We start from the raw sequence: 26,293 nt of genomic DNA, 5'->3' as shown, positions 1-26,293 counted from the left end.
CAGCTTCTTAGCCAAGGCTGGCGGCCCCGGCTGGCATGGGCTGGAAGGGCACTTCCTGCGCCGTGGGCTTGTCCGCAGCGCGTGCCTTCAGCACGGCCTTGACGGCGTAGACCAGCACGCTCAGCACCACGAAGATGAACAGCAGGCACAGGGCCGCGTCCAGGCGGTCGTTGAAGACGATGCGGCTCATTGCGTCCATCGACTTGGCGGGTGCCAACAGCTTGCCCTCGGCCAATGCGCCGGCATACTTGTCGGCATGGGCCAGGAAGCCCACCTTGGGGTCGGCGGAGAAGATCTTCAAGTAGCCGGCCGTCAGCGTGCAAGCCAGCAGCCAGGCGGCCGGCACGACGGTGGTCCAGGCGTAGCGACCCTTCTTCATCTTGAACAGCACGACGGTGCCCAGCATCAGCGCCACGGCAGCCAGCATCTGGTTGGCAATGCCAAACAGCGGCCACAGGGTGTTGATGCCGCCCAGCGGATCCACCACGCCTTGGTACAGGAAGTAACCCCAGGCGGCCACGCACAGGGCGGTGGCGATCAGGTTGGCGGGCAGCGAGTCGGTCTTCTTCAAGGCCGGCACAAACGTACCCAGCAGGTCTTGCAGCATGAAGCGGCCAGCGCGCGTGCCGGCATCGACGGCGGTGAGGATGAACAGCGCTTCAAACAGAATCGCGAAGTGGTACCAGAAGGCCATCATGGACTTGCCGCCCACCACCTGGTGCAGGATGTGGGCCATGCCCACGGCCAGGGTCGGCGCGCCGCCGGTGCGGGCCAGGATGGTGCTTTCGCCCACGTCCTTGGCGGTTTGCGTCAGCATCTCGGGCGTGATGACAAAGCCCCAGGTCGACAGGGTCTGCGCCACCGCATTGACATCGCTGCCCACCAGCGCGGCAGGGCTGTTCATGGCGAAGTAGATGCCCGGCTCGATGCAAGAGGCCGCCACCAGCGCCATCACTGCCACAAAGGATTCGGCCAGCATGCCGCCGTAGCCGATGAAGCGCGCGTGGGTTTCGTTCTCCAGCATCTTGGGCGTGGTGCCCGAAGAGATCAGTGCGTGGAAGCCCGACACCGCGCCGCAGGCGATGGTGATGAACAAGAAGGGGAACATATTGCCCGACCACACCGGGCCGCCGCCGCCAGCGAACTGGGTCAGGGCCGGCATCTTCAGCTCGGGGCCGACGATGACGATGCCAATCGCCAGGCCGATGATGGTGCCGATCTTGAGGAAGGTGGACAGGTAGTCGCGCGGTGCCAGCAGCAGCCACACCGGGATGGAGGCGGCGACAAAGCCGTAGCCGATCAACATCCAGGTCAGCGCCTTGCCGTCGAAGGTGAACATAGGGCCCAAGGTGGCGCTTTCGCTGACCCACTGGCCGCCGAAGATGGACAGCATCAAGAGCACGAAGCCGATGATGGACACCTCACCAATGCGGCCGGGACGGATGAAGCGGCTGTAGATGCCCATGAACAGGGCAACCGGAATCGTCGCGGCCACCGTGAAGGTGCCCCAGGGCGAGTGCGCCAGGGCCTTGATCACGATCAGCGCCAGCACCGCCAGGATGATGATCATGATCATGAAGCAGCCGAACAGCGCGATCACGCCGGGCACGGTGCCCATCTCTTGCTTGATCAGGTCGCCCAGCGAGCGGCCGTCGCGCCGCGTGCTGATGAACAGCACGATGAAGTCCTGCACCGCGCCGGCAAACACCACGCCGGCCAGAATCCACAGCAGACCGGGCAGATAGCCCATTTGCGCCGCCAGCACCGGCCCGACCAAGGGGCCTGCGCCCGCGATGGCCGCAAAGTGGTGACCGTAGAGCACGCCCTTGTGGGTGGGCACATAGTCCAGGCCGTCGTTATGGCGCCAGGCCGGCGTCATGCGCTTGGCGTCCAACTCCAGAACCGTGTTGGCCAGGAACAGGCTGTAGTAGCGGTAAGCGATCAGGTAGACGCACACGGCGGCAACCACCACCCACAAGGCGCTGACCGCCTCACCCCGGCCCAGGGCCACGGTGGCGAGGGCAAAAGCCCCCAGAATGGCCAACGCTGCCCAGGGCAGGTGGCGACGAAGAATTTCGGGCATGGTGTTTGTCTCCTGAAGGTGCCAGCGGTGAGCCGCGACGCAATGGCGCTCACGATGGCTTAGTGCTTCAGTGTCGAACTCTCATGCCCGGCGCGCATCCGTCAGGCTGCGCGCTGACATTGCGCGGGAGTACTTAGGTATTAACCCGAAATTGCGGACATTCGGGCGGCCAGGCTGGTGAGCCAGGCCGGCGCTGGGGTTGCCGTTCAGCGTTCCAGCTTGAAGGCTTGCACCACCTGCGCCAGGCGCTGCGCTTGCTCGCGCAGGCTCTCGGCCGCGGCGGCAGATTGCTCCACCAAGGCGGCGTTCTGCTGCGTCATTTTGTCGAGCTGAGCCACCGAGGCATTGACGAGGTTCAGGCCATCCGATTGCTGCGACGCGCTGGCGGTGATCTCGCCGATCACATCGGTGACGCGGCGTACCGAGCTGACGATTTCGGTCATGGTCGAGCCGGCATCGGCCACCAGGCGTGCGCCCGATTCCACTTTGTCCACCGAAGCGCCGATCAAGGCCTTGATCTCACGCGCGGCGCCGGCAGAACGCTGAGCCAGGCTGCGCACCTCGCTGGCCACCACCGCAAAACCACGCCCCTGCTCGCCCGCACGGGCCGCTTCCACGGCAGCGTTGAGGGCCAGGATATTGGTTTGGAAGGCGATGCCATCAATGACGCCGATGATGTCGGCGATCTGTTTGCTGCTGGCGTTGATGTCCTGCATCGTGGCCACCACTTGCGCCACCACGCTGCCGCCGCGCGAAGCCACCTCGGCGGCCGAGCCGGCCAGTTGATTGGCTTGGCGGGCCGAATCGGCGCTGTGCCGCACGGTGCCGGTCAGCTCTTCCATCGAGCTGGCGGTTTCCTGCAGGCTGCTGGCGGCCTGCTCGGTGCGCTGGGAAAGGTCCTGATTGCCCATGGCCACCTCGGTGGAGGCCACCTGGATGCTTTCGGCCGACTGGCGCACTTCGCCCACCAGCACCGACAAGCGCTCCTGCATCGCACCCAGGGCGGCAATCATGCTGCCCAGCTCGTCATGGCGCGCGGCGGGCAGCGGTGCGGTCAAGTCGCCATCGGCGATCTGGCGCATCGAATGCTCCACCTCCCGCAACGGCAGCAACAAGGAGCGCCCCGTCAGCCAGGCCACCACGCTCAGGCCCAGCAGGCACAAGACGGCACCCGTAACACCCACACTCAGCAGAACGCGGGAACGCGCCGTTGCAGCTTCATAAGTAGCGGCCGAAATCTTCTGCGTGATCGGGATCAGCGCCTGCAGGGGCTTGACGGCGCCCTTGTGCAGCACCGCCCAATCCTCCTCCAGCACCGTCGTCATGACGTTCTTGTCTTTGGCGACGTAGGCCTTCTCCAACTTGTCCAGCGTGCTGTCCACCAGTGCCCAGTTGTCCTGGACTTGCTTGAAGGCCTCTTGGGCCTCGCCCTCGGTGAACAAAACCCGCGCCGCCGGCAGCGCGCCGGCGTATTGCTCGGCAATGGCCTTGCGCGCTTCGCGCAAGTGATTCAGCGAACCCGGAATAGGCAATTGGTCGAGCAGCACACCGGCGGCACGAAAGCGCACCTCGAGCAGACCGTTCTCGATGCGCTGCAGGCGCACCAGAGAGTCCATATCGCGCTCGTAGAGCTCGGCCAGCGCCTCTTGGTTGACATGGTTGGATCCAACCGCCAGCGCGGCCAAGGCACTAATTCCAATCAGCGCCAGACTGACCAGGGCAATCAGTCGGCCCTTGAAGGAAAGGTTCAAATTCATCGCCAAACTCCGGGTAGCGCTCGATTCAAAGGATGCCGTTCAACTTACTGTGTAGGCAGACCCTTGGCCGACCACTCCGGGAAGCCACCGCGGAACCAGTTGATCTTGGTGTAACCGGCCTTTTGCGCCACCACCGAGGCCTTGTAGCTCTTCCAGCATTCGCCGGCATTGCAGAAAAAGACCAGCGGCGCGGCCTTGTCGCTGGGCAGCTTGCTGAGGTCGAACTGATCCAGGCTGGCGTCGAACTTGACGTCCTTGCTGCTCTTCTCACGGTAGGGCACGCTCTTGGCACCCTTGATGGTTTTCTCGGCGTATTCGGCGGCGACGCGGGTGTCGATCACCGGCACACCGGCGTCGAGCATCTTCTTCACCTCGTCGGCGCTCACCAACTTGACGCCGGCCAGGGTGGCGGGAGTGTCAGCGGCCAGGGCCGGCAAGGAGGCACCCAAGGCCAAGGCAGCAACAGCGGCCCACTTCATCCATGTGCGTTTCAACATTTGATCAGTCCTTTCAAGGTTGGGAGTAGCAATTGCATGGCACAGCCAAAAGCCTAAGCGCGCAGCAAATGCACCTTCATCTATCGACGAGAGCGATGACTAACTTTATAGACAAATTATTTCAGGCGTTATGTTTTCAGGCACTAACGGCCTGTATACACGGCAATTTGTCTCGGCAGCACCGATTGCGTGTGCTGCGCAAGGCCTTCGGCCCTGCCGCGCCTCGCTAGGCCGTACGCGCGTGTTCCACCGCGTACTTGATCAACTCCGCTTGCCCCTCCAGGCCCAGCTTACGCTTAATGCTCTGACGGTGAGTTTCGACGGTACGCACACTCAAATCAAGTGTGCGGGCGATTTGCTTGCTTGACTCACCGCGCGCCAGGGCGGAGAGGATTTCGCTTTCGCGTGGCGACAGCATGGGCCGCGGCTGCTGGTTGCGGAACAGGCGCTTGGACAGCGCCTCGCTCAAGAATGTGCCGCCCGCCGCCACCGCGTCGATGGCCGCCACGATCTCGCTGGCCGGCGCGTCTTTCAAAACATAGGCGCGCGCGCCAGCCGCCAGGGCGCGCTGCACATACTCAGGGTTGTCATACATGCTGAACATCAGCACGCGCAGGGCCGGTTGCTGGGCCAGCATGGCTTCGGTCAAGGCAATGCCGTTGCTGATCTTCTCGTCTTGCGCCTCGGCCTTCAGGCCCACATCCATCAAGACCACGGTGGGGGCGCAGGCCGTTAGCTGGGCCAGCGCCGTGCTGGTGTCGCCAGCCTCGCCCACCACGCTCAGGTGCGCCACGCCATTGAGCAAGGAGCGCAGGCCCTCGCGCACCATCGGGTGGTCATCCACCAAGAGGATGCGAATGATGTCGGGCTTCGTCTTGCTGTCTGTTGTTGTCATCTGCGTTTCTTTCAGACCTTGCGCAAGCCGGCCAAGGTGATGGCCGAGAGTTGCGCTTCGATTTGGGTGCCGTGGCCCGGCGCGGCGCTGATCAGCAGGCAGCCGCCCACCGAGTCCAAGCGCTCCCGCATATTGCGCAGGCCGATACCGCGTGCCGGATGCTGGTGCATGGCTTGGCTGTCAAAGCCCTGGCCATCGTCGGTGATGCTCATGCGCAGGCCGCCGTCGGGCTCAAAGCTCAGGGCCAGCTCAACTTGGGCGGCTTGGGCATGTTTGGCCATATTCGTCAGGCTTTCCTGCGCGACGCGGAACAGCACGGTCTTGAGCACCTCAGGCAATTCCACCGGCTCACCGTCGATGCGCAGGCCCACCCGCGCCGGGCCGGCCTCGTCAAACTCTTCGGCCAGGCGTTGCAGGGCGGCCGGCAGGCCCAAGGTGTCCAGCAAGGCCGGGCGCAGGCGGTGGGAAATGCGCCGCACCTCGGTCAGCGCCGCGTTGAGGCGCTGCAAGGCCTTGTCCAACAGACCGGCGGGTTCGGCTGCCGCTGCCGCGTTCTTTTGCGCCGCTTCCACCATCAGTTTGGTCGACACCAGGGTCTGGCTGACACCGTCGTGCAGCTCACGCGCCAGATGCGCGCGCTCATCCTCTTGCGACTGCACCACCTGCCGGGCCAGCAAGCGCAGCTTGGTTTCAGCCAGGCGATGCTCGCTGAAGTTGAGCACCATGCCGGTGGCGCTGATCAGGCCGACACCAAACACCGCGATGCCGGCAATCCACAACAAGGTAGTGGCGATATTGGCGCTGGCTTCACGCTCCAGCTGAGTCATGGTGGCTTCGATGCCATCGAGGTAGAGCCCTGTCCCCAACATCCACTGCCAGCGCTGCAGCGCCACCACATAGCCGAGCTTGGGCGCCGGCTGGCCGCTGGAGGGCTTGCGCCAGAGATAGTCCACATAACCGCCACCGGCTCGCGCTTGCTGAATCAGCTGCTGGATGGTCGGCCGGCCGCGGGCGTCGCGCAGCTCCCACAGGTTCTTGCCCAGCAGCTCGGGCTGGCGCGAATGCATCAGGACATGACCCTGCAGGTCGTAAACGAAAAAGTAGCCGTCCTCGCCATAGTCCAGCGAGGCCAGCAGCTTGAGCGCCTCGCGGCGGTTGGCCGCCTCGTCACCGCCGCGCTCGTACAGGGGCTGCACGGTGCTGACGGCCAGCGCCACGTAATTGCGCAACTCGGCCCGGCGCGCTTCCATATAGGCGCGCTCCACCAAGGCATGCTCACGCCGCGCCAGGTCACCTTCTTGCTGGCGCACCGCTACGGCCAGCAGGGCCAGCGACGCCACCAGGGGCAGCACGGCAAGCAGAATGATTTTGGTTCGCAGTCGCATGGGCGTATTGTCGACGGCGGTATGGCTATTCTTTGCGATCGAAGGCGCCAGTCTGTACTACAGTGAAGCTGTTACGCCATGAGCCCGCCGGCCCTCAGAAGCGTTGCTTGACCTGTCTTCGTTTGGTTCCCCATGGGCCGGCTCAAATTTATTGGAGTTCTCCATGAGTCAACAAGCACGTCGCGTTTTCCTGATGACCCTGGCCGCGGCTGGCGCCTCCGCCATCGCCACCAGCGCCCGCGCCCAAGCCAAGGTTGAAGAAAAAGACCCCCAAGCCATTGCCCTGGGTTATGTGGCCGACACGGCCAAGGCCGACACCAAGAAGTACCCCAAGCATGCGGCCACGCAAAACTGCGCCAACTGTGCGCTGTACCAAGGCAAGGCCGGTGATGCCGCTGGCGGCTGCCCGCTGTTCCCCGCCAAGCAAGTGACGGCCAAGGGCTGGTGCAGCGCCTGGGCTAAGAAGGCCTAAGCACAGCTCCACCAGGGGGCTCTGCGCGCCCTGGTACTGACAAGTTCTTAAGCCTCAATCCGCCGAGCACATCGCCATGAATCCCTTCAAGCGATTGCCCGGCTATGGCCCCAAAACGGCGGCCGGCCTGGAGCGCCAAATCTGGCGCCGCCTGCCGGCCGTTTTTTTTTGGGGCACTTTGCTGCCCCTGCTCTTCGTGGGCCTGCGCCGCTGGCTAGCTGAGCCCGGCAACGCGGACCCGCACAGCCTGCTGATGGGCGAGTACATCGCCTATGGCCTGGTGGCCATGCACTGGACCTTGTTGCTGACCCTGGCGGTGGGCTGCCTGATCGTGATGGTCATGAAAGGCCCCGGCTATGTGGCCGACGCCTATCCGCCCGCCGACCGGGACACGCCCTTTCTCGACCTGACCCCGCTTCCGGAGGAGGATCAGGCCGAGAAGGACAAGATCAAAGCTTGATGCCCGCCAACTCGGCGCTCTTGCGCGGGTTGATCAAGTTAACCCGGCCGGGCTTACCGTCTGCCGTCAACTGACGCTCCGCGCCTTGCAGGATCAAGGCTTTCACTTCCACCGGCGTGAGCGCTGGCTTAAGCGCGATCAGCTTGGCCGCCAGATTGGCCACCTGCGGGCTGGCCATGCTGGTGCCGCTGAGCTTGAGGTGATCGCCGCCAGGTACGGGGCTGTCAACCTCGAAGCCATTGGCATGCACCGCCACCGTTTTGCCGAAGGTGGAGAAGCTGGTCTCGCTGCCCGCCTGATCCACCGCTCCGGCGGTGATCAGATTGGGCAACTCCAGTCCGGCGGGGATGTATTCCTCAAAGTCGGCACTATTGTCTTCATTGCCCGAACCGGCAACGAAGAAGATCTCCGGCGCGCCCGCAATGGCCGCGCGCAAAGCATCGCGCTCGATCTTGAACAGGCGCAAGGCCTCCACCTTGCGCTGCTCCGGGCTGCCACCCAGGTTGTGATACGCCAGCGCACCTTCGTAAGCGCTGGGGCCGTAGCGCCAGCTCATATTCACCACACGCACGCCGGCCTTTTTGAAGCCTTCCACCACCTGGCCATAGGCTTGGGCGGTGGTCTTGGAGCGTGCCTCGCTGGGCTTTTCAGGTTCAGTCTTGGCGGACCACAACATGGTGGCGGCATAGACCTGGGCAAAGGGATTGCCGGCCACCGCAATGCCGGCCACATGGGTGCCATGGACGTAGAGCCCGGCCAGGGACATATCCTCGCTGAAGGCCTTGACCTCATCGGCCTTCAGGTTGCCCAGGGTGGCACGGAACTTCTGCGACTCCGGCGTATCCAGGGCGGCGCGTTGATCCATGGCGCCCTTGATCATGCCGCGCAGCTGTGGCCAGCGCGGCTGGGCATCCCCCAGCGAGCGCAGCAACTCCTGCGTGAACTTGCCCTCGGGGTCAAAAGCCACGCCGCGCGGGGTGGCTGGTTTGAACAATGCCAGGTCCACGCCCGAATCCCACACGCCCACCACCACCGGCTTGGCCTTGGCATCGGCCGCGATGCTGAAGGTGCGCGGGGTCCAGATGTCCGCGCGGGCCTGGGCCTTGCTATTGGCATCGATCACCGCCTGCAAGCCGGCCACCAGCGCTGCCTTATTGGGCGTCAACAATTCCTTTTGCACCCGGGCGCCGATGATGGCCTGCACCATGCCGCTGGGCAACACCATCTTGCCATTCACAGCCATGGGGTCGAGTTGGCTTTTGAAGGCGCCCAGAATCAGCTCGGGGTTGTAAGTCTCCAAGCTGCCCTTGGCGCTTTTGAGATTGTCTTGAACCGTGGCCCAGGGCAGGGCCGCATAGCGGCGCTGCACTTCGGCCTGCAGCCAGGCGGCGTCACGCTTTTCGAGCTGCTGCTGCGAGAGCAGATCGGTGGTGACGCCGCTGGTCAGCTTGCCGCCGGCTTTTTCTTGCAGGGCGCGGGCCTTGGCGGTCCAGCCCGGCACGGCCGCCCAGTCGCCACGCAACTGGGCCAAGCTGGCCAGGGCGCCGTAGAACTCACGCAAGGTGGCGGGGTCTTGAATGTCAAAAGCGGCCAAGTCAGCCAGCAACTCGGCTTCCAGCTTGGCGCCCAGGGGCTGGAGCTCTTGCAGCGGCGCGGCCAGCATCTCGCTGGGCAGCTTGGCCAGCGTGTGGGTGTGGCGGGGCAGTTGATCGGCGCGGGTGATGACTTGGCGGGCACCCGCCGATGCGGCGCTGGCGCCAGCGCCGGTTTGGGCCGCGGCGGGCAAACTGAACAAGGAGGACAAGGCAGCGACGACCGCCAGGTTGATCATGGTCCGTTGATTCAAAGCAGGCTCCGAAAAGTAAGAAGCCGCAGCGTAGCCAAACGCGCCGGCGCTGGCTCTGCCCAAGAGATGAATTGCCGGGCGGCACGCATGAATTGCAGCCGACCCGGGCAAGCGGGCCAACAGTCGCTATGCGCTACTTTTCCGAACGCAGGCCGATGTAGTTGGAGCCCTGATGGTCCTTGGGCCGGTAGGCCACCTGAAAGCCGCCTAAATCCAGATGGCCCAGGGTCTCCAGGCCTTGCGCCAAGGACTCGCGGCTCAGGGGCTTCTTGGCATTGCGCAACCCTTCCACCAGCACACGGGCGGCGATATAGCCTTCCAGGCTGATCGAGTCGAAGTGCTTATGCCCCGCCTCACGCATAGCCTTTTGGTAGGCGGCCACCACGGCGATGCTGGCGTCATCCGGGTCGGGCACCACCTGGGCGATGGTGACTTTGCGCATATCCTGGTGCAGCGCCTGACGCAGCGGCTCCAGGCCCGCGAATGACAAGCTGTAAAAGCGCCCCGCGTAGCCCCGCTGACGCGCGGCCTGAATAAAGGCGGCGCAACTCGCATAAGTGCTGACCATGAAGATGGCTTCTGGCTGCGGTTTGACCAGCAGCACAGTCAGTGCGGCCTGGACGTCAACACTATTGCGCTGCACCGAAGCCACCGGGCCTATCACCAGCCCCTGGCCCTCGGCGGCGCTGCGCATCGCCTCCATGCCCGCTCGGCCAAACAAATCGGCCTGGTAAAGCACGCCCAAATGCTTGACGCCGGCCGTGACCATCGCGCCCGCCAGAGCTTCGGCTTCGGCCCGGTAGCCGGCGCGCACATTGAAGACCATGGGATTGGGTTCCCACAAGACCGCGGCGCCGGTGAAGGCACCCACAAAAGGGATCTGCCAGCGCCGCACATAGGGCAAGGCGGCCTTGCTGGTGGGCGTGCCCACATAGCCAAACAGGGCCAGCACCTTGGGGTCATCCACCAGCAAGCGGGTGTTCTTGTCGGTGCGGACGGGTTCATAGGCATCGTCCAGCGCCCGCATCACCAGCTTGGCGCCGGCCAGCCCGCCTTGGCTATTGATCTGCTTGAACAAGGCAAGGGCGCCCGCATGCAGGCCTTGGCCCAACATGGCCGCCGGGCCACTGAAGGCGGCCGAGCTGCCGATCAGAATTTCCCCAGCTGGCGGTTTACCAAGCGCCGCGCGGGCCGGGCCCGCCAGCGCCCCCAGCAGCACGCTCAGCAGACGCCGCCGTCCAATGCGGCGGCCGTGAGGCGATGGCTGGCTGCTGAGGATAGGCATCACCATATTCTGCAGCGTTGGCTCTCGGGTTTGACCATTTTTTGCCCCGGCTTGCAGGAAAAGGCCTGCTCAAACTCGGACATATTGACGACCACGCCGTTGACGCGGTAGCGGCCCGGCGAATGCGGGTTGGTCAGCGCTTGCACACGCAAGGCTTCGGGCCGGTCATTGCTGCAAGCCCATTGCGCAAAACCGACGAAGAAGCGCTGCTCCGGCGTCAGCCCATCTTGCGGCTGCAGCCCCAAGTTGGCGGTGTGGGCCTTCCAGGCGCTCATTGCCAGCAACATGCCGCCTAGATCGGCCAGGTCCTCGCCCAGCGTAAGTTTGCTATTGATCTTGATGTCGTCCACGATGGTGTAGCCGGCGTACTGCTTGGCCACGCAGGCGGCGCGCTTGTTAAAGCTGCGCGCGTCTTTGGCGGTCCACCAGTCCTTCAGATTGCCCTGGCCGTCGAACTGCCGGCCTTCGTCGTCAAAACCGTGAATCAGCTCATGGCCGATGGTGCCGCCGGTATTGCCGTAGTTGGGCGCATCGTCCATCTTGGGGTCGAACAGCGGCGGCTGCAGCACGCCGGCCGGGAAGTTCATATCGTTCATCTGCGCGTCGTAATAAGCATTGACCGTGGTGGGCGTCATGGCCCACTCGCCACGATCCAGCGGCTTGCCGATCTTGGCCCACTGGCGCTGCGCCTCAAAGCGATGGCCCGCCTCCACATTGGCATTGAAGTCATGGCGCAGCACCGGCAGCGCGCTGTAGTCGCGCCAGCGCTCGGGGTAGCCCACCTTGTTGACGATGCTGTGCAGCTTGGCCAGCGCCCGCGTCTTGGTGCCTTGGCTCATCCAGTCCAGCGCCTGGATGTGCTGGGCCATGGCGGCCTCGATCTGATCCGTCATTTGCTGGGTCTTGGCCTTCAGCTCGGGTGAGAAATTGCGGCTCACGAACTCCTGGCCCAGGGCTTCGCCTAGCTGCGCATCCACCAATTCAACGCAGCGCTTCCAGCGCGGCTTGAGCTGAGGCACGCCATTGAGCTTGTGGCCGAAGAAGGCGAAGTCTTGCTGCACCAGCTCGGTGGAAAGATTGGGCGCCTGGCTGCTCAGCAATTGCCAGCGCAGCAGGGTCTTGAGTTCGGCCAGGCTCATGGCGCGCCACTGCGCATCCAGAGCCTTGAAGAACTTGGGCTCGGTGACGTTATAGGCCTGGGGCGCCTCTTGCACGCCCAGCGCCTGGCGATAAGCCGCCCAGTCGAATCCGGGGGTCAGGTCTTGCAGGCCGCGTGCGTCCATCTTGTTGGCGGTCTTGTACGGGTCACGCTTGTCGACCCGGCTGAGCATGGCGCGCGCCAGCTTTGTCTCAGTAGCCAACACCAGGCGGGCAGCCTCACGCGCCTGGGCAGGGCTGTCACCCAGGCGCTCAAACATGGCGGCCACATGGCTGGCGAACTGGGCGCGCAGTTCGCGCGATTTGGCGTCGTTCTTCAGGTAGTAGTCGCGATCCGGCAGGCTGATGCCGCCGGCAAAGGCAAAGGCAATTACCTGCGAGGAGTCCGCAAAATCCTGGCCCGCGCCGATTTGAAAGAAGAAGCGCGCGTTGTTATTGGCCTGCTGCAGCTGCGCCAGCAAGGCCGGCAACTGCTGGCGGCTGCTCAAAGCGTCAATGCGTGCCAACCAAGGTTTCAGCGGTGCCAGGCCTTGCCGGTCGATGGCAGCCTCGTCCATGCAGGCAGCAAAGTAGTCACCCAGCTTTTGCTGGTTGGCGCTGCGTGCCGGCTCATCGGCTGCAGTCGGGGTAGCCAGCTTGTCCAGAATGCCCCAGAGATAGCGCTGGTTGTCGTCCATCATCTTGGCGTAGACCGACCAATGGGCCTGGTCATCCGGCACCGGGTTGCGCTTGATCCAGCCGCCGCAAGCGTACTGATAGAAGTCCTCGCAGGGCTGGGCCTGGGTGTCCATCGCGGCGGGGTCAAGGCTGGGCGTGTAGGGCAGGGCCGCCAGCGGCTGCTGCGCCTGTGCTGCGGCCAATTGCGTGCCGCCCAGGGCCAACAAAAGGGCCAGGGACGTGGAGAACATCAATGGACGAGGGCGCTTGAGCTTCATGGCGGATTCGAAGGAAACAGAGCCGGTCATTCTCAAGCATTTACAAGCTCGCGAGATAATGCGCGCTCGCCCCTGCGGGGCCTCACCGGAGCCATGCCAGAGCCAATGCCAAGCCCCCAGATGTCATCACATCGAATTTTCCGACTCACACTGTGCGCCTTGTGCGCCTTGTGCGCCAGTGCAGCAGCCCTGTTGGCGGGCTGCGGCATCACCGGCGGCAGCACACCGCGCAAGGCCTCGGTCTACCAGAGCGAACGTTTCCAGTCGGATGAGACCTTCTCGCGCCTCTTCGATGGTCCTGTTGACGAGATTTGCGAAGCCGCACGCCGCACGCTTTTGAGCCAGGGCTATGTGATCACCAGCGCACCGGGCGGCAGCGTCACGGGGCGCAAGCGCTTCCAGCCCGACGGTGAAGTGCATGTGGAAATCACCTTCAATGTGGTGTGCGTGCCCGACGGCCGCAGTGACCAAATCACCACCGCCTATGTGTCGGCCCAGCAAGACCGCTACGCGCTGAAGAAGAACCCGAACTCGGCCAGCCTGGGCGTCAGCGCGGTGGGATCGATCTCGGTGCCGCTGTCGTCCTCGGACGACTCGCTGGTCAAGGTCGCTTCGGAAACCATTCCCGCCGGCACCTTTTACGACCGCTTTTTCACGCTGATGCAAAAGCTGGCCTACGAGCGGGCCTCGGATAAGTAGGCTCGCCACTCGCGGGCTTGGCTTGCCGCGTGGCGCGGCAGGGAAGATTCAGGCCATCAAGACTGATCAGCTTGAAATCGCCGTTATGTAAATGCTCTGTTGGTGCGCCTATTGATTGTCAGGCGCTGCATTTCAAGGCTTGATCTGCTCGCTGATCAACACCTGCACATCGCGCGCACCCAAGGCCACCACGCCGCTCAAACCCTGCAGATCGCCCGGCTTGGGCAGCGCCTCGCCGCTCTTGCTGATGCGTGCGCCGATCACCACTTGGGGGGCCGAAGACAGGCGCGCCGCCGGGCTCATGGCCAGGCTGTCATCCAGCGTGAAGGTGAAGGGCAACTCGCTGGCTTTTTTGCGCAAAATCGCCAGCGGCATGCGTGAGCCACCGGGCGCGCGGGCGAAGACAAACAAGGTGTCATCTGGGCTCAGCTGCGCCTTCAAGGCCGGGGCAATATCCACCCGGCCGCTGATGCTGGCCGCGCCCACGTTGGCGGTAGCCGTTGGAGGTGCAGGGGGTGCAGGCAGCGTTGGCACGGCCGGTGGCGTGGGCACGACTTCGGCTGGCGCCACCGCTGGCGTTGCAGCTTGACCGACCAACGGCGGCAGGCCGGCGCGCTGACGCGCCTCGGCCAAGGCGCCCTGCAACTGCCGCGCCATATTGCCGTCAGGCTCCGCGGCCTGCAGCGCACGGTCCCAGTAGTCAGCCGCACCCTTGAAGTCATTGCGATCAAAGGCAATCGTGCCCGCCAGGGACAAGGCCTTGACGTTGCGGCCATCCAGGCGCAGCGCCTGCTGCACCAGTTGCTCGGGCTCGCCGCTGAGCTGGCCTTGCTTGGCCGTGGCCAGGCCATCGGCGTAGTCGGCCAGGGCCTGCGCGTCTTTGGGCAGCAGCTCCACCACCTTTTTGTAGGCCGGCAAAGCCTCGTCATGGCGCCCACGCACGGTGTAGGAGCGCGCCAACATGGCCCAGCCTTGCGCATCATCCGGATTGGCCTTGAGCTTGTCGGCCAAGCGGCCCAGCATGGCCTCGATTTGCGCGTCCTCGGCATGGCCGCTGGCGTCCTGCGCGGCGGCGGCTGGCGGGGTTTCACCTGGGCCGGTGCGCAAGCCCTCGAAATTGCCGCGCCAGGCGTAGCCGGCGACCCCAAAGGCCAGCACAAAGGCGGTGAGGCCCAGCAGCAAACGCGCCGAGGGCAGCGCAGCGTTGGCCGGGCCGGGTTTGGCGCGCAAGACGAGTTCGATCAACTCATGTTCCAACTGATCGCGCTTGGCGCGCGCGGCCTCGCCGCTCAGCACACCTTGCTTGAACAAGTCATCCAGCTGCGCCAGTTGGCGCTTGAGTTCATCGATTTGCAGGGAGGCTGTGTTCGTCATGGGCACCATCCGCATCGTCGGATTGATTGTTGTTGTCGTCGTCCGGCTCGAAGGCATCGGGGCTCATGCGCTGGCGTTGCCGCAGCACCGCGTACAAGCCCAGCAAGGCCAGCAGCAGCAGCAGCGGCGGGCCGGCCCACAGCAGGGCCGTGCTGGCCTTGAACGGCGGCTTGTAGAGCACGAAGTCGCCATAACGCTCGCTCATGAAGCTGCGCACCTGCTCATCCGTCATACCGCGTTCAAGCATTTCGCGGATCTGCTGGCGCAGGTCTTGAGCCAGGCCGGAGTGCGAATCGGCAATGGTCTGGTTCTGGCACACCAGGCAGCGCAACTCGGCCGCCAACACCATCATGCGGGCCTCGACGGCAGGGTTCTGCGCCACCGGCTGGGCCTCCTTGGCCTGAGCGGGGCTGAGGCTCAGCAAGGCCAGCAACAAGAGCAGGGTCTTAAACATTCAGCTGCTTCAGCAAAGGGGAGATGGTGTCCCGCAGCAACTCGGGCGTCAGCGGGCCGATGTGCTTGTAGCGGATGGTGCCGCTGCGGTCGATCACAAAGGTTTCGGGCACGCCGTAGACGCCGAAGTCAATGCCGATGCGACCTTCGGGGTCGTACAGCGAATCGGTATAGGGGTTGCCCAGCTGGTTCAGCCAGGCCTGACCGGCGACGCGCTCATCTTTGTAGTTAAGGCCGTAGATGGGCACCTGGGCCTGGCGCGCAAAGGCCAGCAAGGCGGGATGTTCGTCGCGGCAGGCGCCGCACCAAGAAGCCCAGACATTGAGTATCCAGACCTGGCCCAACAAGTTTTGTTTGCTGATGCGCTGCTCGGGCTTGTGCAGTGATGGAGCACTGAAGACGGGCGCGGGCTTGTTGATCAAGGGCGAAGGCACCTCGCGCGGATTCAGGCTCAGGCCAACGGCCAGAAAGCCGGCCAGCACGAGGAAGAGGGCCAGGGGCAGCAAGTAGCGGTTCATGCCGGCTGCTCCGATTTGGCGCCGACTTGGGCGCCGGCTTGAGCGATTGCCTCAGGCTCTTCCACTGACTTGCGCTGCCGATAACGGCGGTCGCTGAGGGCCAGCAGGCCGCCCAACATCATGATCAAACAACCGGCCCAGATCCAGACGATGAAGGGCTTGTACTGAACCCGCAGCACCCACTCACCACTGGGCAGTCGCTCGCCCATCGAGATGTAGATATCGCGCAGGGCATTGCTGTCCACCGCGGCTTCCGTCATGGGGTTTTGCTGGACCCGGTAGATGCGCTTTTCGGGATGGAGTGTGGCAATCAATCGCCCCTCGCGGCTGACTTCCAGCGTGGCGCGCGCGGCGATGTAGTTGGGCCCGGGCACATCACGCACCTCCAGCATGCGGAGCACATAACCGGCCAACTCAGTGGTGTCGCCGGAGCCCATCTTGACGTCGCGTTCGGTCTCGTAGGTTTTCACCATCGCCACACCAAAAGCAAAAGCCGCCACGCCCAAATGCGCCACCAACATGCCCCACAGGGCCAGCGGCATTTGGCGCCCCCGCGCCGGCATTTGCGCCAAGCGCGCACCGGCCGGCAGCAGGCGCTGCCGCAGGTCCACCCACTGCGTTGCCACGATCCAGAAGGCCATGGTGAGGCCGCCCGTGGTGGCCAAGCTGATGTGGCCGGCCCAGGCACCGGTAGCCAGCGCTGCTGCCAGTGCGCCTACAAACGGCCAGCGCACCCGGCGCAGCACAGCGCCGGGCTCGTCGCTCTTCCAGCGCGTCAGCGGGCCAATGCCCATCACCAGCACCAGCGGCGCCATCAAGAGGCCGAACACCGTGTCGAAGTAAGGCGCGCCCACGGAGATCTTGCCCAGGCCCAAGGCATCCAGAAACAGCGGATACAGCGTACCCAGCAGCACCGCCGCGCAGGCCACCGCCAACATCATGTTGTTGACCAGCAGCAGAGACTCTCGCGAAAACATGCCGAAGCGCTGACCCAGGCCCACCTTGGGGGCGCGCCAGGCAAAGAGCAGCAGCGAGGCGCCAATCACCACCACCAGGAATAGCAGGATGAACAGGCCACGGCGCGGGTCGGTGGCGAACGCATGCACCGAGGACAGCACGCCCGAGCGCACGAGGAAAGTGCCCAGCAGCGAGAGCGAAAAGGCCAGCAGCGCCAGCAACACCGTCCAGCCCTTGAAACCGCCGCGCTTCTCGGTCACCGCCAGTGAGTGAATCAAGGCCGTGCCGATCAACCAGGGCATGAAGGAAGCGTTCTCGACCGGGTCCCAGAACCACCAGCCGCCCCAGCCCAACTCGTTATAAGCCCACCAACTGCCCAGGCCGATGCCAAAGGTCAGAAACACCCAGGCCATGGTGGTCCAGGGCCGCGTCCAGCGCGCCCAGGCCGCATCGAGATTGCCGCCAATCAGGGCCGCCGTGGCAAAAGCGTAAGCCACGGAGAAACCCACATAACCCATATAAAGCATGGGCGGGTGGATCACCATGCCGGGGTCTTGCAGCAAGGGGTTAAGGTCGCGTCCGTCGATCGCCGCAGGCAGCAGGCGGTCGAAAGGGTTGGACGTGGCCAGCATGAAGAGCAAAAAGCCCACCGCCACCAAGCCCAGCACCGCCAGGATGCGGGCGATGAAGGCGGCCGGCAAGCGCTGGCTGAAAACCGCCACGGCCAGGCTCCAGACATTGAGCATCAGCACCCACAGCAGCAGCGAACCCTCATGCCCACCCCATACCGCCGCGATGCGGTACAGCAAGGGCAGCGCCGAGTTGGAGTTGGCCGCCACATACAGCACGGAAAAATCGTTGCGCACAAAAGAGGCCGTCAGGCAGGCAAATGCGGCAGCCACCAACAGGGCTTGCAGGATGGTGGCGGGGCGCGCCAATGCCATCCAATCGGCCCGGCCGGTTTGCGCGCCAGCCAGGGGCAGGACACCCTGCACCAGGGCCACGGCCAAGGCCAGCAGCAGCAAGAAATGGCCCAGTTCGGGGATCATGGCGTGGCTCCTGTGGCCAGGCTATTGCCAGCATCCTTCTGCGCCTTCGCAGCGCGCTGCAGCGCATCCGCGGCTTCGGGCGGCATGTAATTCTCATCATGCTTGGCCAGCACTTCGCGGGCCACAAAAACGCCCTCGGCATTGAGCTGGCCCTGCGCCACCACGCCCTTGCCTTCCTTGAACAGATCGGGCAGAACGCCCTGGAAGCGCACCGGCGTCGCCTTGACCGTATCGGTGACCAAGAAGTTCACCGTGACGCCGTCTCGCACCACGCTGCCGGCCTGCACCAGGCCGCCAACACGAAAGGTGCGTGCCTGCGGTGCTTCCTTGGCGGCCACCTGCGTGGGGGTATAGAAGAAGACCAGATTGCTGTTGAAGGCATTAAACACCAGGGCTGCGGCCACGCCCAACAAGGCCAAACCGCCCACCACGATGGCAGCGCGTTTGTGACGGGGCTTGAGCGTCATGCCAAATCCTCCAGCACCTCGGCCTGCAGGGCACGGGCATGGCGGCGGGCGCTCAGGCGTGCTTCCAGCACCATCAGCAGCAAGCAAGCGGCGTACGCGCCCCAGACATAGAGGCCGTAGCCGCCCATGTGCAGAAAGTCGTCAAACGAATTCCAGACCGTCATCGTTATCCCCCCCTCTCGCTATTCTTGGCCGCTTTGAGTTCACGCACCCACTCGGCCTCGCATTCTTGTTCCAGCACGATGGCACGAGCGCGCGTCCACACCACGGCAAAGCTGTAGGCCCAGAAGCTCAGCGTCATCAGCAGCATGGCCAGCAGCATGATGTGGGCCATCTTGGGCGCGGCCGTCATGCTGATGGTGGCGCCCTGGTGCAAGGTATTCCACCAGCGCACCGAGAAGTAGATGATCGGAATATTGACCACGCCCACCAGGGCCAGCAAAGCGCCAGCATTGGCGGCGCGGCGCTCATCATCAATCGCCTCGGTCAGGGCGATATAGCCGAGATAGAGCAGCAAGAGAATGAACTCTGAGCTAAGCCGCGCATCCCACACCCACCAAGCCCCCCAAGTGGGCTTGCCCCACAAGGCGCCGGTCCACAGCGCCAGCAAGGTGAACAGCGCGCCGGTGGGCGCCAGGGCGCGGGCATACATTGAGGCCATGCGGGCGTTGAGCATCCAGCCCCAGGCGGCCGAGGCGGCCAGCACCAGGTAGATCAGCATGGACATCCAAGCCGCTGGTACATGGACAAAGATGATGCGGTAGGCCTCGCCCTGCTGAAAATCGCTGGGCGCGAGGGCAAAGCCCACCCACAGGCCGGCCAGGCCCAGCACCAAGGCCAAGGCCCAGAACCAGGGGATGCAGCTACCGGCCAGGCGATAGAAGCGCGAGGGCGCGGCAAAAGTGCTCCAGCGCCAGCGTGATTGCGAGGCCGCGCGCAAGGGGGCGGTGGGTGAGTTCATGGCATCAGTCCAGTGCAATTCGCAAGGCCGCGGCGGTGGCCGGCGGCGCGCCCAGCAAGGTGAGGATGAGCAGGGCACCCAGCAGCGAGAGATGCGCTTGCGCCTGCTCCGGCATGCCAGCTTCCACCGCGCCGACCGCCCCGATGCCAAAGATCAGCGCCGGAATCGTCAGCGGCAGCACCAGCAAGAACACCAGTGCCGCGCCGCTGCGCAGCCCCAGCGTCAGTGCCGAACCCAGCGCACCCAAGAGGCTGAGGATGGGCGTGCCCAGCAAGAGGCTCAGGCACAGCATGGCGATCTCGGCGCCGCCCATGCCGAAGAGCAAGCCCAGCAAGGGCGTGGCCAGCACCAGGCTCAGTCCGGCGGACAAGCAATGCGCCAGCACCTTGCCCCAGACCACGGCCAGCAGGCCGTGAGGTGACAGCAACATCTGCTCCAGCGAGCCGTCTTGCAGATCGCCGCTGAACATCTGCGTCACCGACAACATGGCCGACAAGAGCGCGCATACCCACACCACGCCCGGCCCGATCTGCCGCAAGGTCTGCGGCTCTGGCCCGACGCCAAAAGGGAACAAGCCGGCCGCGACGATGAAGAAGCCCAAGGGCAGCAAGGCCTCGACCCGGCGCCGCTGCACCAGCTTCAAATCGCGGCGCAGCAGCGCCAGCAGCAAGCGCCCGCTCATGCGGCGCGCCACGCTTCGAGATCAAGCTCATGGGCGTCCTTCAGATCAATCGCCTGGTGGCTGGTCAGCAGCGCCGCACCACCGCGGGCAGCATGCTCGGCGATCAATTGCTGCAGCAAAGCCATGCTGTCGGCATCAAGCGCATCAAAAGGTTCGTCCAGCAGCCAGACACGCGCGCCATCGTCCAGCGCCAGACGTGCCAGCGCACCGCGCCGCCGCTGCCCTTGCGACAAGGTGCGCACGGGTGCAGCGGCACGCGTGGCCAGGCCCAGGCGCTGCAGGGCTTGGACGGCACGGGCCTGCGCGCGATCAAGGCCGGCCAACTCGGCCAAAAAGGCCAGGGCCTCCAACAAGGTCAGGTCGTCTTTCAGGCCATTGCTGTGGCCGATGTAAATCAAGGGGCTGCCGGTTTGCGCTGCGGAGTCTTGAGCGCCAGCAGCCGGCCATATCACCCGCCCTTCGGTAGCCGCAGACAAGCCCGCCAAGATACGCAACAAGCTGGTCTTGCCGCAGCCATTGCTGCCGCGCAGCCAGGTCACGCTGCCGGCCTGCAATTGCAGATTCAATCCTCTGAATAGCAAGCGACGGCCGCGGCGGCAGGCCAGGCCTTCGGCCTGGAGCAGGCTGGCGGGCGGCGATATGGGGCGGGCCGTTGGCATGCTCATGGCGGAGCGTCAGAAATGCTGCACAGCATTCCGGCTAGCTTGCTAGATCTCCATGCGCAGGAGTCCGCATCAACACCAGGCTTAGCAATTTTTTGTGACACGTTGACCTTGGTCGAAACCGGTGGAACAAGCAGATTTCATAGGAGACCGGTCGCTTTTATACGTCAATTCATGGCGTTGGCTTGAGGCTGGCGTTTGGAGAGGCCAGACCTCACCGAATTGCGGGCTCAGCCAGCCGAGCAAGTCGCCCAAAGCCATGCTCACACAAACGCGCAGGGCACAGACCCAGAGCAAACATAGCCGCGCCTGACACAGCAGTTTTGGCAGCCGATTGCCTGGCAGCCCGGCGGTCAAATGCTCAGGCCGTGCCTACTGTGGTCCACTCCTAGGGTGCAAGACATCAAAGACCCCCAATCTCACGGCGCCGCAGCCCCCACGCCAGCGCCCGCTTCCCCCTCCTTCAATCTGCCCCACGCGCGCCACGCCAAGCGGCTGCCGCCCGAGCTCACACCCGAAGGCTTGCTGCGCATCCGCCAAGCGGCTTACCAGCTGCCGCAGGTGCTCACGCCGGCCGACTTCCTCAGCCATAGCGATCATGCCGAGGCCGCGCGCGAAGACCTGCCCGAGCAGCGCGGCCTGATCCTGTTGCAAAAAGCGGTGGCCGGCGCACGCCCCAGCCGTTGGATCGCGCCGGAGCTGATGGCCGTGGCCCTAAGCCACCTCGACGTCGTAGGCACTGCGCCCACCGTACGCGCGCTGATGCAGCAACGCACCCTGGCGCTGGACAAGCTGGGCCTGAGCCGCGACCTCAGCCAAAGCAGTGGCTGGAGCCGCCTGTGCCAGACCACGCTGAGCCTGAGCCAGCCCGGCTGGCGCATCCCGGTGGCTTACCGTCTGGATTTGCCGGATGCCGCCGCCGTCTGGGACTTCTACCGCGACGGGGATATGAACGCCCTGACGCAAGCCATCGGCCCGGCCCCCGCCTTCGCGGGCGAGGGCGAGTTGCTGGCCCATCTGGAAGCACTGCTGGCGCGCAGCGTGGCCGGCCATGAAGAACACCTCGATTCGCTGCTGCCGCGCCTGCAGGCCGAATGCGCCACCCCGCAAACCCTGCCCCTGCTCAAGGCCGCTTGCACCCGCGCGCAAGACCGCTGGGAGCGCCTGGTGGCCGAGCTCAACACCCTCGCCCACCTGAACAGCGAGCTGGCCTTCCAAGGCTACCCCGACACTTTTGACGCCGCGCGCCGCCTGCAGCGAAGCGTCACGCTATTCGTTGGCCCGCCGAACAGCGGCAAGACTCACGCCGCCTTTGAGCGCCTGGCACAAGCGCATGACGGCGCCTACCTGGCGCCGCTGCGCCTGCTGGCCCTGGAAGGACGCGACCGCCTGGTGGGCCGCGGCGTGCCCTGCTCGCTGCTGACCGGTGAAGAGAATGTGCCGGCCGATGCGGCGCGGGTGGTGTCCAGCACCATCGAGATGGTCAACACCACCAAGGCCATTGATGTGGCGGTGATCGACGAAGCGCAGATGCTGTTCGACACCTACCGCGGCTGGGCCTGGACCCAGGCCATCGTGGCGGTGCCGGCCAATGAGCTGATCATCATCTGCTCGGCCTATGCCGTGCCGGCGATTGAAAACCTGCTGGGCTTGTGCGGCGAGCGCTGCACCGTGCGCCATTTCGAGCGCAAGCAAGAAGTGCAACTGCTGCCCGCCGCCGTGCCCATCGCCAGTTTGAAAAAGGGCGACGCCGTGGTGGCTTTTAGCCGCCGCGAAGTGCTGATGCTGCGCGACCAGATTGCCGCCAGCGGCCATGCGGTCTCCGTCATCTACGGCGCGCTGCCACCGGAAGTGCGGCGCCGCGAGGCCGAGCGCTTTGCGCAAGGCGCCTCGCACATCCTGGTCGCCACCGATGCCATCGGCATGGGCTTGAACCTACCGATTCGCCGCGTGCTGTTCAGCACCATGACCAAGTTTGACGGCCAGATGGACCGCGCCTTGACGGTCTCCGAAGTGCACCAGATCGCCGGCCGCGCCGGCCGCTACGGCATGCATGACGAAGGCTTTTGCGGCGTGCTGCGTGAGGCCGAGCCCAATGCGGCGCGCACGCTGAAGGACTTGTTGCCCAAGCAGCCGCGCGCGCCGCGCGATTTCAAATGCTCGGTGGCGCCGAACTGGTGGCATATCAACACCATCGCCCAGCGCCTGGACTTGAACAAGCTGCGCGCCGTGCTGGGCGTGTTCATGGAACAGCTGCGCCTGGACGATGCGCACTTCCAGGTCGCTGAGCTGGAGCAGATGCTGGAGCTGGCCGATCAGCTGGATCGCAGCGCCGGCTCGCTGCCGCTCAAGACCCGCTTCATCTACGCCCAGGCGCCAGTGGACACCCGCACCGAAGCGCAGGTGCAGGAGTTCCTGGACTGGACGCACCGCCACGCCGTCACCGGCACGGCCGGCTCGCCTTGGTTCTTGAATGATGTTGACGAACACAGCCGCCTCGACCGCATGGAACAGGCGCTGCGCTCCTGCACCCTGTGGCTGTGGCTGGATCTGCGTTTCCCCGGCGTGTTCGGCCAAGTGGAGGCGGTCGTTGATTTGCGCGGCCGCCTGAACGACGGCATCGAGCGTCATCTCAAGGGCAAGAAACCGCTGTGGCAAACCCGCGGCGGCCGGCCCGGCAAACGCTAAGAGGCGCACACGCGAGCACCATGCCAGGCTATCTCTTCAAGTTCGAATCCATCGCGATTGAGGGCGCTGCGCCCTTGCAGATTCGCTCGCTGCTGAACAATCAGCAGTTCTTCGATCTTCACGGCGAGGCCGAGGCATTGGGGATTTCATCGGCTTTCTGGCCCTTGTTCGGCCTGCTCTGGCCCTCGGGCCAGCACTTGGCCGAGGCCATGGCTTTGCGGCCCTTGCGCGAGGACGAGAGCATTCTCGAAATCGGCTGCGGCTTAGGCCTGGCCAGCTTGGTGGCACACCGCAAGGGCGCCCTGGTCACCGCCAGCGACTGCCATCCGCTAGCCGCTGCCTTCATGCTGGAGAACCTGCGTCTGAACGATTTGCCGCCGCTGCGCTACTGCCATGGCAACTGGGCCACGCCCAATCTGGCCATTCCGCCCAGCTTGCGCGTGCCCAAGGTGCAAGGCTTGTTTGAGCTGATCATCGGCAGCGATGTGCTGTACGAGCGCGATGACGAGGCCGCCTTACCGCGCTTCATCGAACGCCACGCCGCGCCGCTCAGCGAGGTGATGATCATCGACCCCAACCGCGGCAACCGCTCCGCCTTCAGCAAGCGCATGAGCGGCATGGGCTACCGGCTGGAGGAAACCACGCTGAAGTCACTGCCACTGGCCTTGCCCTATAGCGGGCGACTGCTGTACTACCGGCGCGACTGATTCGGCATCTCTTGCCGCTAGTCGCGCTCAGGCCGGCACGGAACGCGCCAACCTGATGCCGCTGAACTGCCAGCGCGTGTGGGCCGGGAAGAAGTTGCGGTAGCTGTCACGCGCATGGCCTGCCGGTGTGGCCAGGGATGAGCCGCGCAAGACATATTGGTTGACCATGAACTTGCCGTTGTACTCGCCCACGGCGCCGGCGGCGGGCGCAAAGCCCGGGAAGGGCGCGTAGCTGCTGCTGGTCCATTGCCAAACCTGGCCATGCATTTGCTGCAAGGCCGGTATTTGGGACGCGGCGCGGGCCGCCGCTTCCCACTCAAACTCGGTCGGCAGCCGGGCACCCGCCCAGCGCGCAAATGCATCGGCCTCGAAAAGCGATAGATGGCAGGCCGGCGCATGGGGATCTAAAGGCTGCAGGCCATGCAGGCCAAAGGCCAGCCAGCGGTGCGCCTCCTCGTCTTGGCGCCAGTACAGCGGTTTGCGCAGACCCTGGCTGCGAAGCCAATCCCAGCCTTCGGCCAACCACAGCTCCGGCTGGTGATAGCCACCGGCCTCGACAAAGGCCAGGAACTCGGCATTGCTTACCAAGCGCGTCGCCAACTCGAAGGGCTGCAGGAACTGCTGATGCGAAGGCAGTTCATTGTCAAAGCAAAAGCCGCCGCCACGGTGGCCGATGTCCTGCAGGCCACCGGCGAAATGCAGCCAGCCCAGCTCAGGCTCAGCCGGGGTCACGTCTTGCGCCTCGCTGCGGTAGGCCGGCTGCAAAGGGTTCTGTGCCAGCAAATGCAGCAGGTCGGTGAGCATCAGCTCTTGATGCTGCTGCTCATGCTGCAGGCCCAGTTCCATTAACTCGGCAATGCGCGCATCGCCCGACCGGGCTTGCAGCAGCGCCAAGATGCGCTGATCCACCGCCGCGCGATAGGCCAACACCTCGTCTAAGTCCGGGCGCGTCAGCAAACCGCGCTGCGCGCGCGGGTGCTTATCGCCTACGCCGTTGTAATAGGAATTGAACAGCACCCGAAATGCCGGGTGAAAAGGCTTAAAGCCGGCTTCAAAGGGCTCCAGCAAAAAGGTCTCAAAAAACCAGCTGGTGTGTGCCAGATGCCATTTGCTGGGGCTGGCCTCCGGCATGGACTGCACACAGCAATCTTCCGCGGACAGCGGCGCCGCCAGGCGCAAGGACTGCTGGCGCACGGCCTCGAAGCGGTTTGATAAGTCCATCGCCGCTCAGCCTGCGCTGGCGCGCGCATGGATCACGGCGAAGCCCTGATCGGCATCCGTCCATTGCCCCTGCGCTTCAAAACCAGCCCGTTGCAGCAGCTCGGTGAAACCTTCGGTGCTGTATTTGAAGCTGTTCTCGGTGTGGATGCTCTCGCCCGACATGAAGAAGCGCTGCTGGCCCGGCCAGCTGAGCCGCACATCCTCAGCTGCCAGCAAATGCATTTCAACCCGACCCAGGGAGGCGTTGAAATGAGCGCGGTGCAGCCATTGCTTAACGTCAAAGTCGGTGCCCGCCAAGCGATTGACATGGCGCAGCAGATTCAGGTTGAAGGCAGCCGTCAGCCCCAGGGCGTCGTCGTAAGCGGCTTCCAGCACGGCCTTGTCTTTGAGCAGATCAATGCCAATCAACACCCCGCCATCGCAGCCCAGGCACAGGGCCCGCATGCGGCGCAGCAAGGCCAAAGCCTGCGAGGGACTGAAATTGCCAATTGAGGAGCCGGGGTAGAAGAACAGGCGGTGCTCAGCGCGCACCGAGGCGGGCAGTTGCAAATGCTCGGAAAAGTCCTGCGCCACCGGTGTCATCTCGATATGCGCAAAACGCGGCTGCAAGCGCGCCACCGACTCCAGCAAAAAGTCCTGCGAGATGTCGATCGGCACATATTGGCTGGGATGCAGCAGCGGAAACAAGGCCGCTGCTTTGGCGCAATTGCCTGCGCCGAGGTCGATCAAGGTGCAGCCCGGGCCAATCGCACGGGCCATGGCCGCGCCATGCTCGGCAAAGATGGCCGCTTCGTTGCGGGTCAGTGCGTACTCGGGCAACTCACAGATGGCTTCGAACAGCTTGCAACCCAAAGCGTCGTAAAAATACTTGGAGGCGATGTGTGCCGGCTCGGCCAACAAGCCCTCCAGCAGCTCGGCGCGGATGGCCGCTTGCGGGTCAAAAGTCTCAACACTCGGCGGCATGACGCTCCCTTTCGGCGGCGAATTGAGCAATCAGTAGAACATTTTCATGTGTACAAATATGTGCATAACTTTCGAACAACTAGGGGCTTATCCACAGCGGCGGCGCAAGCGGCAAAGTT

General features: G+C 64.4%; 24 protein-coding genes. 5 read left to right on the top strand and 19 right to left on the bottom strand.

What is annotated here, in order from left to right:
• Positions 1-7 precede the first annotated feature (7 nt).
• From AABB87_RS00385 to AABB87_RS00365, 5 genes are all read right to left on the bottom strand, one after another.
• Positions 8-2,083 carry a carbon starvation CstA family protein gene (locus AABB87_RS00385; protein WP_341969109.1) on the bottom strand — a complete coding sequence of 692 codons (2,076 nt, stop codon included), beginning with the start codon at positions 2,081-2,083 and terminating at the stop codon, positions 8-10.
• A gap of 206 nt (positions 2,084-2,289) precedes the next feature.
• Positions 2,290-3,840, bottom strand: coding sequence for a methyl-accepting chemotaxis protein (locus AABB87_RS00380; RefSeq protein ID WP_341969108.1), 1,551 nt, complete (start codon positions 3,838-3,840; stop codon positions 2,290-2,292).
• A 44-nt stretch (positions 3,841-3,884) separates the two neighbouring features.
• On the bottom strand, positions 3,885-4,337 hold the full coding sequence (locus tag AABB87_RS00375) for a rhodanese-like domain-containing protein (protein WP_341969106.1): 453 nt from the start codon (positions 4,335-4,337) through the stop codon (positions 3,885-3,887).
• Between the two features lie 226 nt (positions 4,338-4,563).
• Positions 4,564-5,232, bottom strand: a complete 669-nt coding sequence (locus AABB87_RS00370; RefSeq protein WP_058721336.1) for a response regulator transcription factor — start codon at positions 5,230-5,232, stop codon at positions 4,564-4,566.
• A gap of 11 nt (positions 5,233-5,243) precedes the next feature.
• Positions 5,244-6,617 (bottom strand): cache domain-containing protein, encoded by a 1,374-nt coding sequence (locus AABB87_RS00365; protein ID WP_341969104.1) that lies wholly within the window; start codon positions 6,615-6,617, stop codon positions 5,244-5,246.
• A gap of 163 nt (positions 6,618-6,780) precedes the next feature.
• Between AABB87_RS00365 and AABB87_RS00360 the strand changes: the two genes are divergently transcribed.
• Together AABB87_RS00360 and AABB87_RS00355 are read left to right on the top strand one after the other, a co-directional pair.
• Entirely contained in the window at positions 6,781-7,089 is a 309-nt protein-coding gene (locus AABB87_RS00360) for a high-potential iron-sulfur protein (RefSeq protein ID WP_341969103.1), read from the top strand.
• Positions 7,090-7,165: 76 nt separating this feature from the next.
• Positions 7,166-7,549: a hypothetical protein gene (locus AABB87_RS00355; protein ID WP_341969102.1), complete on the top strand. Its 384-nt coding sequence runs from the start codon at positions 7,166-7,168 to the stop codon at positions 7,547-7,549.
• Here the strand turns inward: AABB87_RS00355 and AABB87_RS00350 are convergent.
• From AABB87_RS00350 to AABB87_RS00340, 3 genes are all read right to left on the bottom strand, one after another.
• Positions 7,539-9,395: a S8 family serine peptidase gene (locus AABB87_RS00350; protein WP_341969101.1), complete on the bottom strand. Its 1,857-nt coding sequence runs from the start codon at positions 9,393-9,395 to the stop codon at positions 7,539-7,541. The two genes, AABB87_RS00355 and AABB87_RS00350, sit on opposite strands and share 11 nt — an antisense overlap.
• A gap of 133 nt (positions 9,396-9,528) precedes the next feature.
• Positions 9,529-10,680 (bottom strand): ABC transporter substrate-binding protein, encoded by a 1,152-nt coding sequence (locus tag AABB87_RS00345; protein ID WP_341969100.1) that lies wholly within the window; start codon positions 10,678-10,680, stop codon positions 9,529-9,531.
• Complete coding sequence (locus AABB87_RS00340; RefSeq protein WP_341969099.1) at positions 10,680-12,746, bottom strand: M13 family metallopeptidase; 2,067 nt, start codon at positions 12,744-12,746, stop codon at positions 10,680-10,682. The genes AABB87_RS00345 and AABB87_RS00340 overlap by 1 nt, the downstream gene beginning before the upstream one ends.
• A 147-nt stretch (positions 12,747-12,893) precedes the next feature.
• Here AABB87_RS00340 and AABB87_RS00335 point away from each other — a divergent pair, with 147 nt between their 5' ends.
• Complete coding sequence (locus AABB87_RS00335; RefSeq protein ID WP_341969097.1) at positions 12,894-13,472, top strand: DUF2242 domain-containing protein; 579 nt, start codon at positions 12,894-12,896, stop codon at positions 13,470-13,472.
• 132 nt (positions 13,473-13,604) lie between these two features.
• Here AABB87_RS00335 and AABB87_RS00330 read toward each other — a convergent pair whose 3' ends face one another.
• Genes AABB87_RS00330 through ccmA form a run of 9 tightly spaced genes read right to left on the bottom strand, consistent with a single transcriptional unit; the run spans position 13,605 to position 20,598 of the window.
• Positions 13,605-14,846: a tetratricopeptide repeat protein gene (locus AABB87_RS00330; RefSeq protein ID WP_341969096.1), complete on the bottom strand. Its 1,242-nt coding sequence runs from the start codon at positions 14,844-14,846 to the stop codon at positions 13,605-13,607.
• Positions 14,815-15,300, bottom strand: a complete 486-nt coding sequence (locus AABB87_RS00325; RefSeq protein WP_341969095.1) for a cytochrome c-type biogenesis protein — start codon at positions 15,298-15,300, stop codon at positions 14,815-14,817. The genes AABB87_RS00330 and AABB87_RS00325 overlap by 32 nt, the downstream gene beginning before the upstream one ends.
• A complete protein-coding gene (locus AABB87_RS00320) occupies positions 15,293-15,817 on the bottom strand; it encodes a DsbE family thiol:disulfide interchange protein (RefSeq protein ID WP_341969094.1) in 525 nt (174 codons plus the stop codon). The genes AABB87_RS00325 and AABB87_RS00320 overlap by 8 nt, the downstream gene beginning before the upstream one ends.
• On the bottom strand, positions 15,814-17,823 hold the full coding sequence (locus AABB87_RS00315) for a heme lyase CcmF/NrfE family subunit (protein ID WP_341969093.1): 2,010 nt from the start codon (positions 17,821-17,823) through the stop codon (positions 15,814-15,816). The genes AABB87_RS00320 and AABB87_RS00315 overlap by 4 nt, the downstream gene beginning before the upstream one ends.
• Complete coding sequence (gene ccmE / locus AABB87_RS00310) at positions 17,820-18,290, bottom strand: cytochrome c maturation protein CcmE (RefSeq protein ID WP_341969091.1); 471 nt, start codon at positions 18,288-18,290, stop codon at positions 17,820-17,822. The genes AABB87_RS00315 and ccmE overlap by 4 nt, the downstream gene beginning before the upstream one ends.
• Complete coding sequence (ccmD, locus tag AABB87_RS00305; RefSeq protein WP_341969090.1) at positions 18,287-18,454, bottom strand: heme exporter protein CcmD; 168 nt, start codon at positions 18,452-18,454, stop codon at positions 18,287-18,289. Before ccmD ends, ccmE begins: the two co-directional genes overlap by 4 nt.
• Before the next feature lie 2 nt (positions 18,455-18,456).
• Positions 18,457-19,251 (bottom strand): heme ABC transporter permease CcmC, encoded by a 795-nt coding sequence (gene ccmC, locus AABB87_RS00300; RefSeq protein WP_341969088.1) that lies wholly within the window; start codon positions 19,249-19,251, stop codon positions 18,457-18,459.
• A gap of 4 nt (positions 19,252-19,255) precedes the next feature.
• The gene (ccmB, locus tag AABB87_RS00295) at positions 19,256-19,933 is read right to left on the bottom strand and encodes a heme exporter protein CcmB (RefSeq protein WP_341969087.1); all 678 of its coding nucleotides are present in this window, start codon (positions 19,931-19,933) and stop codon (positions 19,256-19,258) included.
• Complete coding sequence (gene ccmA, locus AABB87_RS00290; protein ID WP_341969086.1) at positions 19,930-20,598, bottom strand: cytochrome c biogenesis heme-transporting ATPase CcmA; 669 nt, start codon at positions 20,596-20,598, stop codon at positions 19,930-19,932. Before ccmA ends, ccmB begins: the two co-directional genes overlap by 4 nt.
• Positions 20,599-20,988: 390 nt before the next feature.
• Here ccmA and AABB87_RS00285 point away from each other — a divergent pair, with 390 nt between their 5' ends.
• Both AABB87_RS00285 and AABB87_RS00280 read left to right on the top strand, forming a co-directional pair.
• The gene (locus AABB87_RS00285; RefSeq protein ID WP_341969085.1) at positions 20,989-23,283 is read left to right on the top strand and encodes a helicase-related protein; all 2,295 of its coding nucleotides are present in this window, start codon (positions 20,989-20,991) and stop codon (positions 23,281-23,283) included.
• A gap of 20 nt (positions 23,284-23,303) precedes the next feature.
• On the top strand, positions 23,304-23,990 hold the full coding sequence (locus AABB87_RS00280; RefSeq protein WP_341969083.1) for a class I SAM-dependent methyltransferase: 687 nt from the start codon (positions 23,304-23,306) through the stop codon (positions 23,988-23,990).
• Positions 23,991-24,017: 27 nt separating this feature from the next.
• Here AABB87_RS00280 and egtB read toward each other — a convergent pair whose 3' ends face one another.
• Both egtB and egtD read right to left on the bottom strand, forming a co-directional pair.
• Positions 24,018-25,211 (bottom strand): ergothioneine biosynthesis protein EgtB, encoded by a 1,194-nt coding sequence (gene egtB, locus AABB87_RS00275; protein WP_341969082.1) that lies wholly within the window; start codon positions 25,209-25,211, stop codon positions 24,018-24,020.
• A gap of 6 nt (positions 25,212-25,217) precedes the next feature.
• Positions 25,218-26,174 carry an L-histidine N(alpha)-methyltransferase gene (egtD, locus tag AABB87_RS00270; RefSeq protein WP_341969080.1) on the bottom strand — a complete coding sequence of 319 codons (957 nt, stop codon included), beginning with the start codon at positions 26,172-26,174 and terminating at the stop codon, positions 25,218-25,220.
• Positions 26,175-26,293 lie beyond the last annotated feature (119 nt).

Origin of the sequence: Roseateles sp. PN1 (assembly GCF_038419725.1) — a bacterium.
Classification (GTDB): domain Bacteria; phylum Pseudomonadota; class Gammaproteobacteria; order Burkholderiales; family Burkholderiaceae_C; genus Paucibacter_A.
The sequence above is the reverse complement of the archived record's forward strand: the minus strand, read 5'-3'. Positions and strand labels throughout refer to the sequence as shown.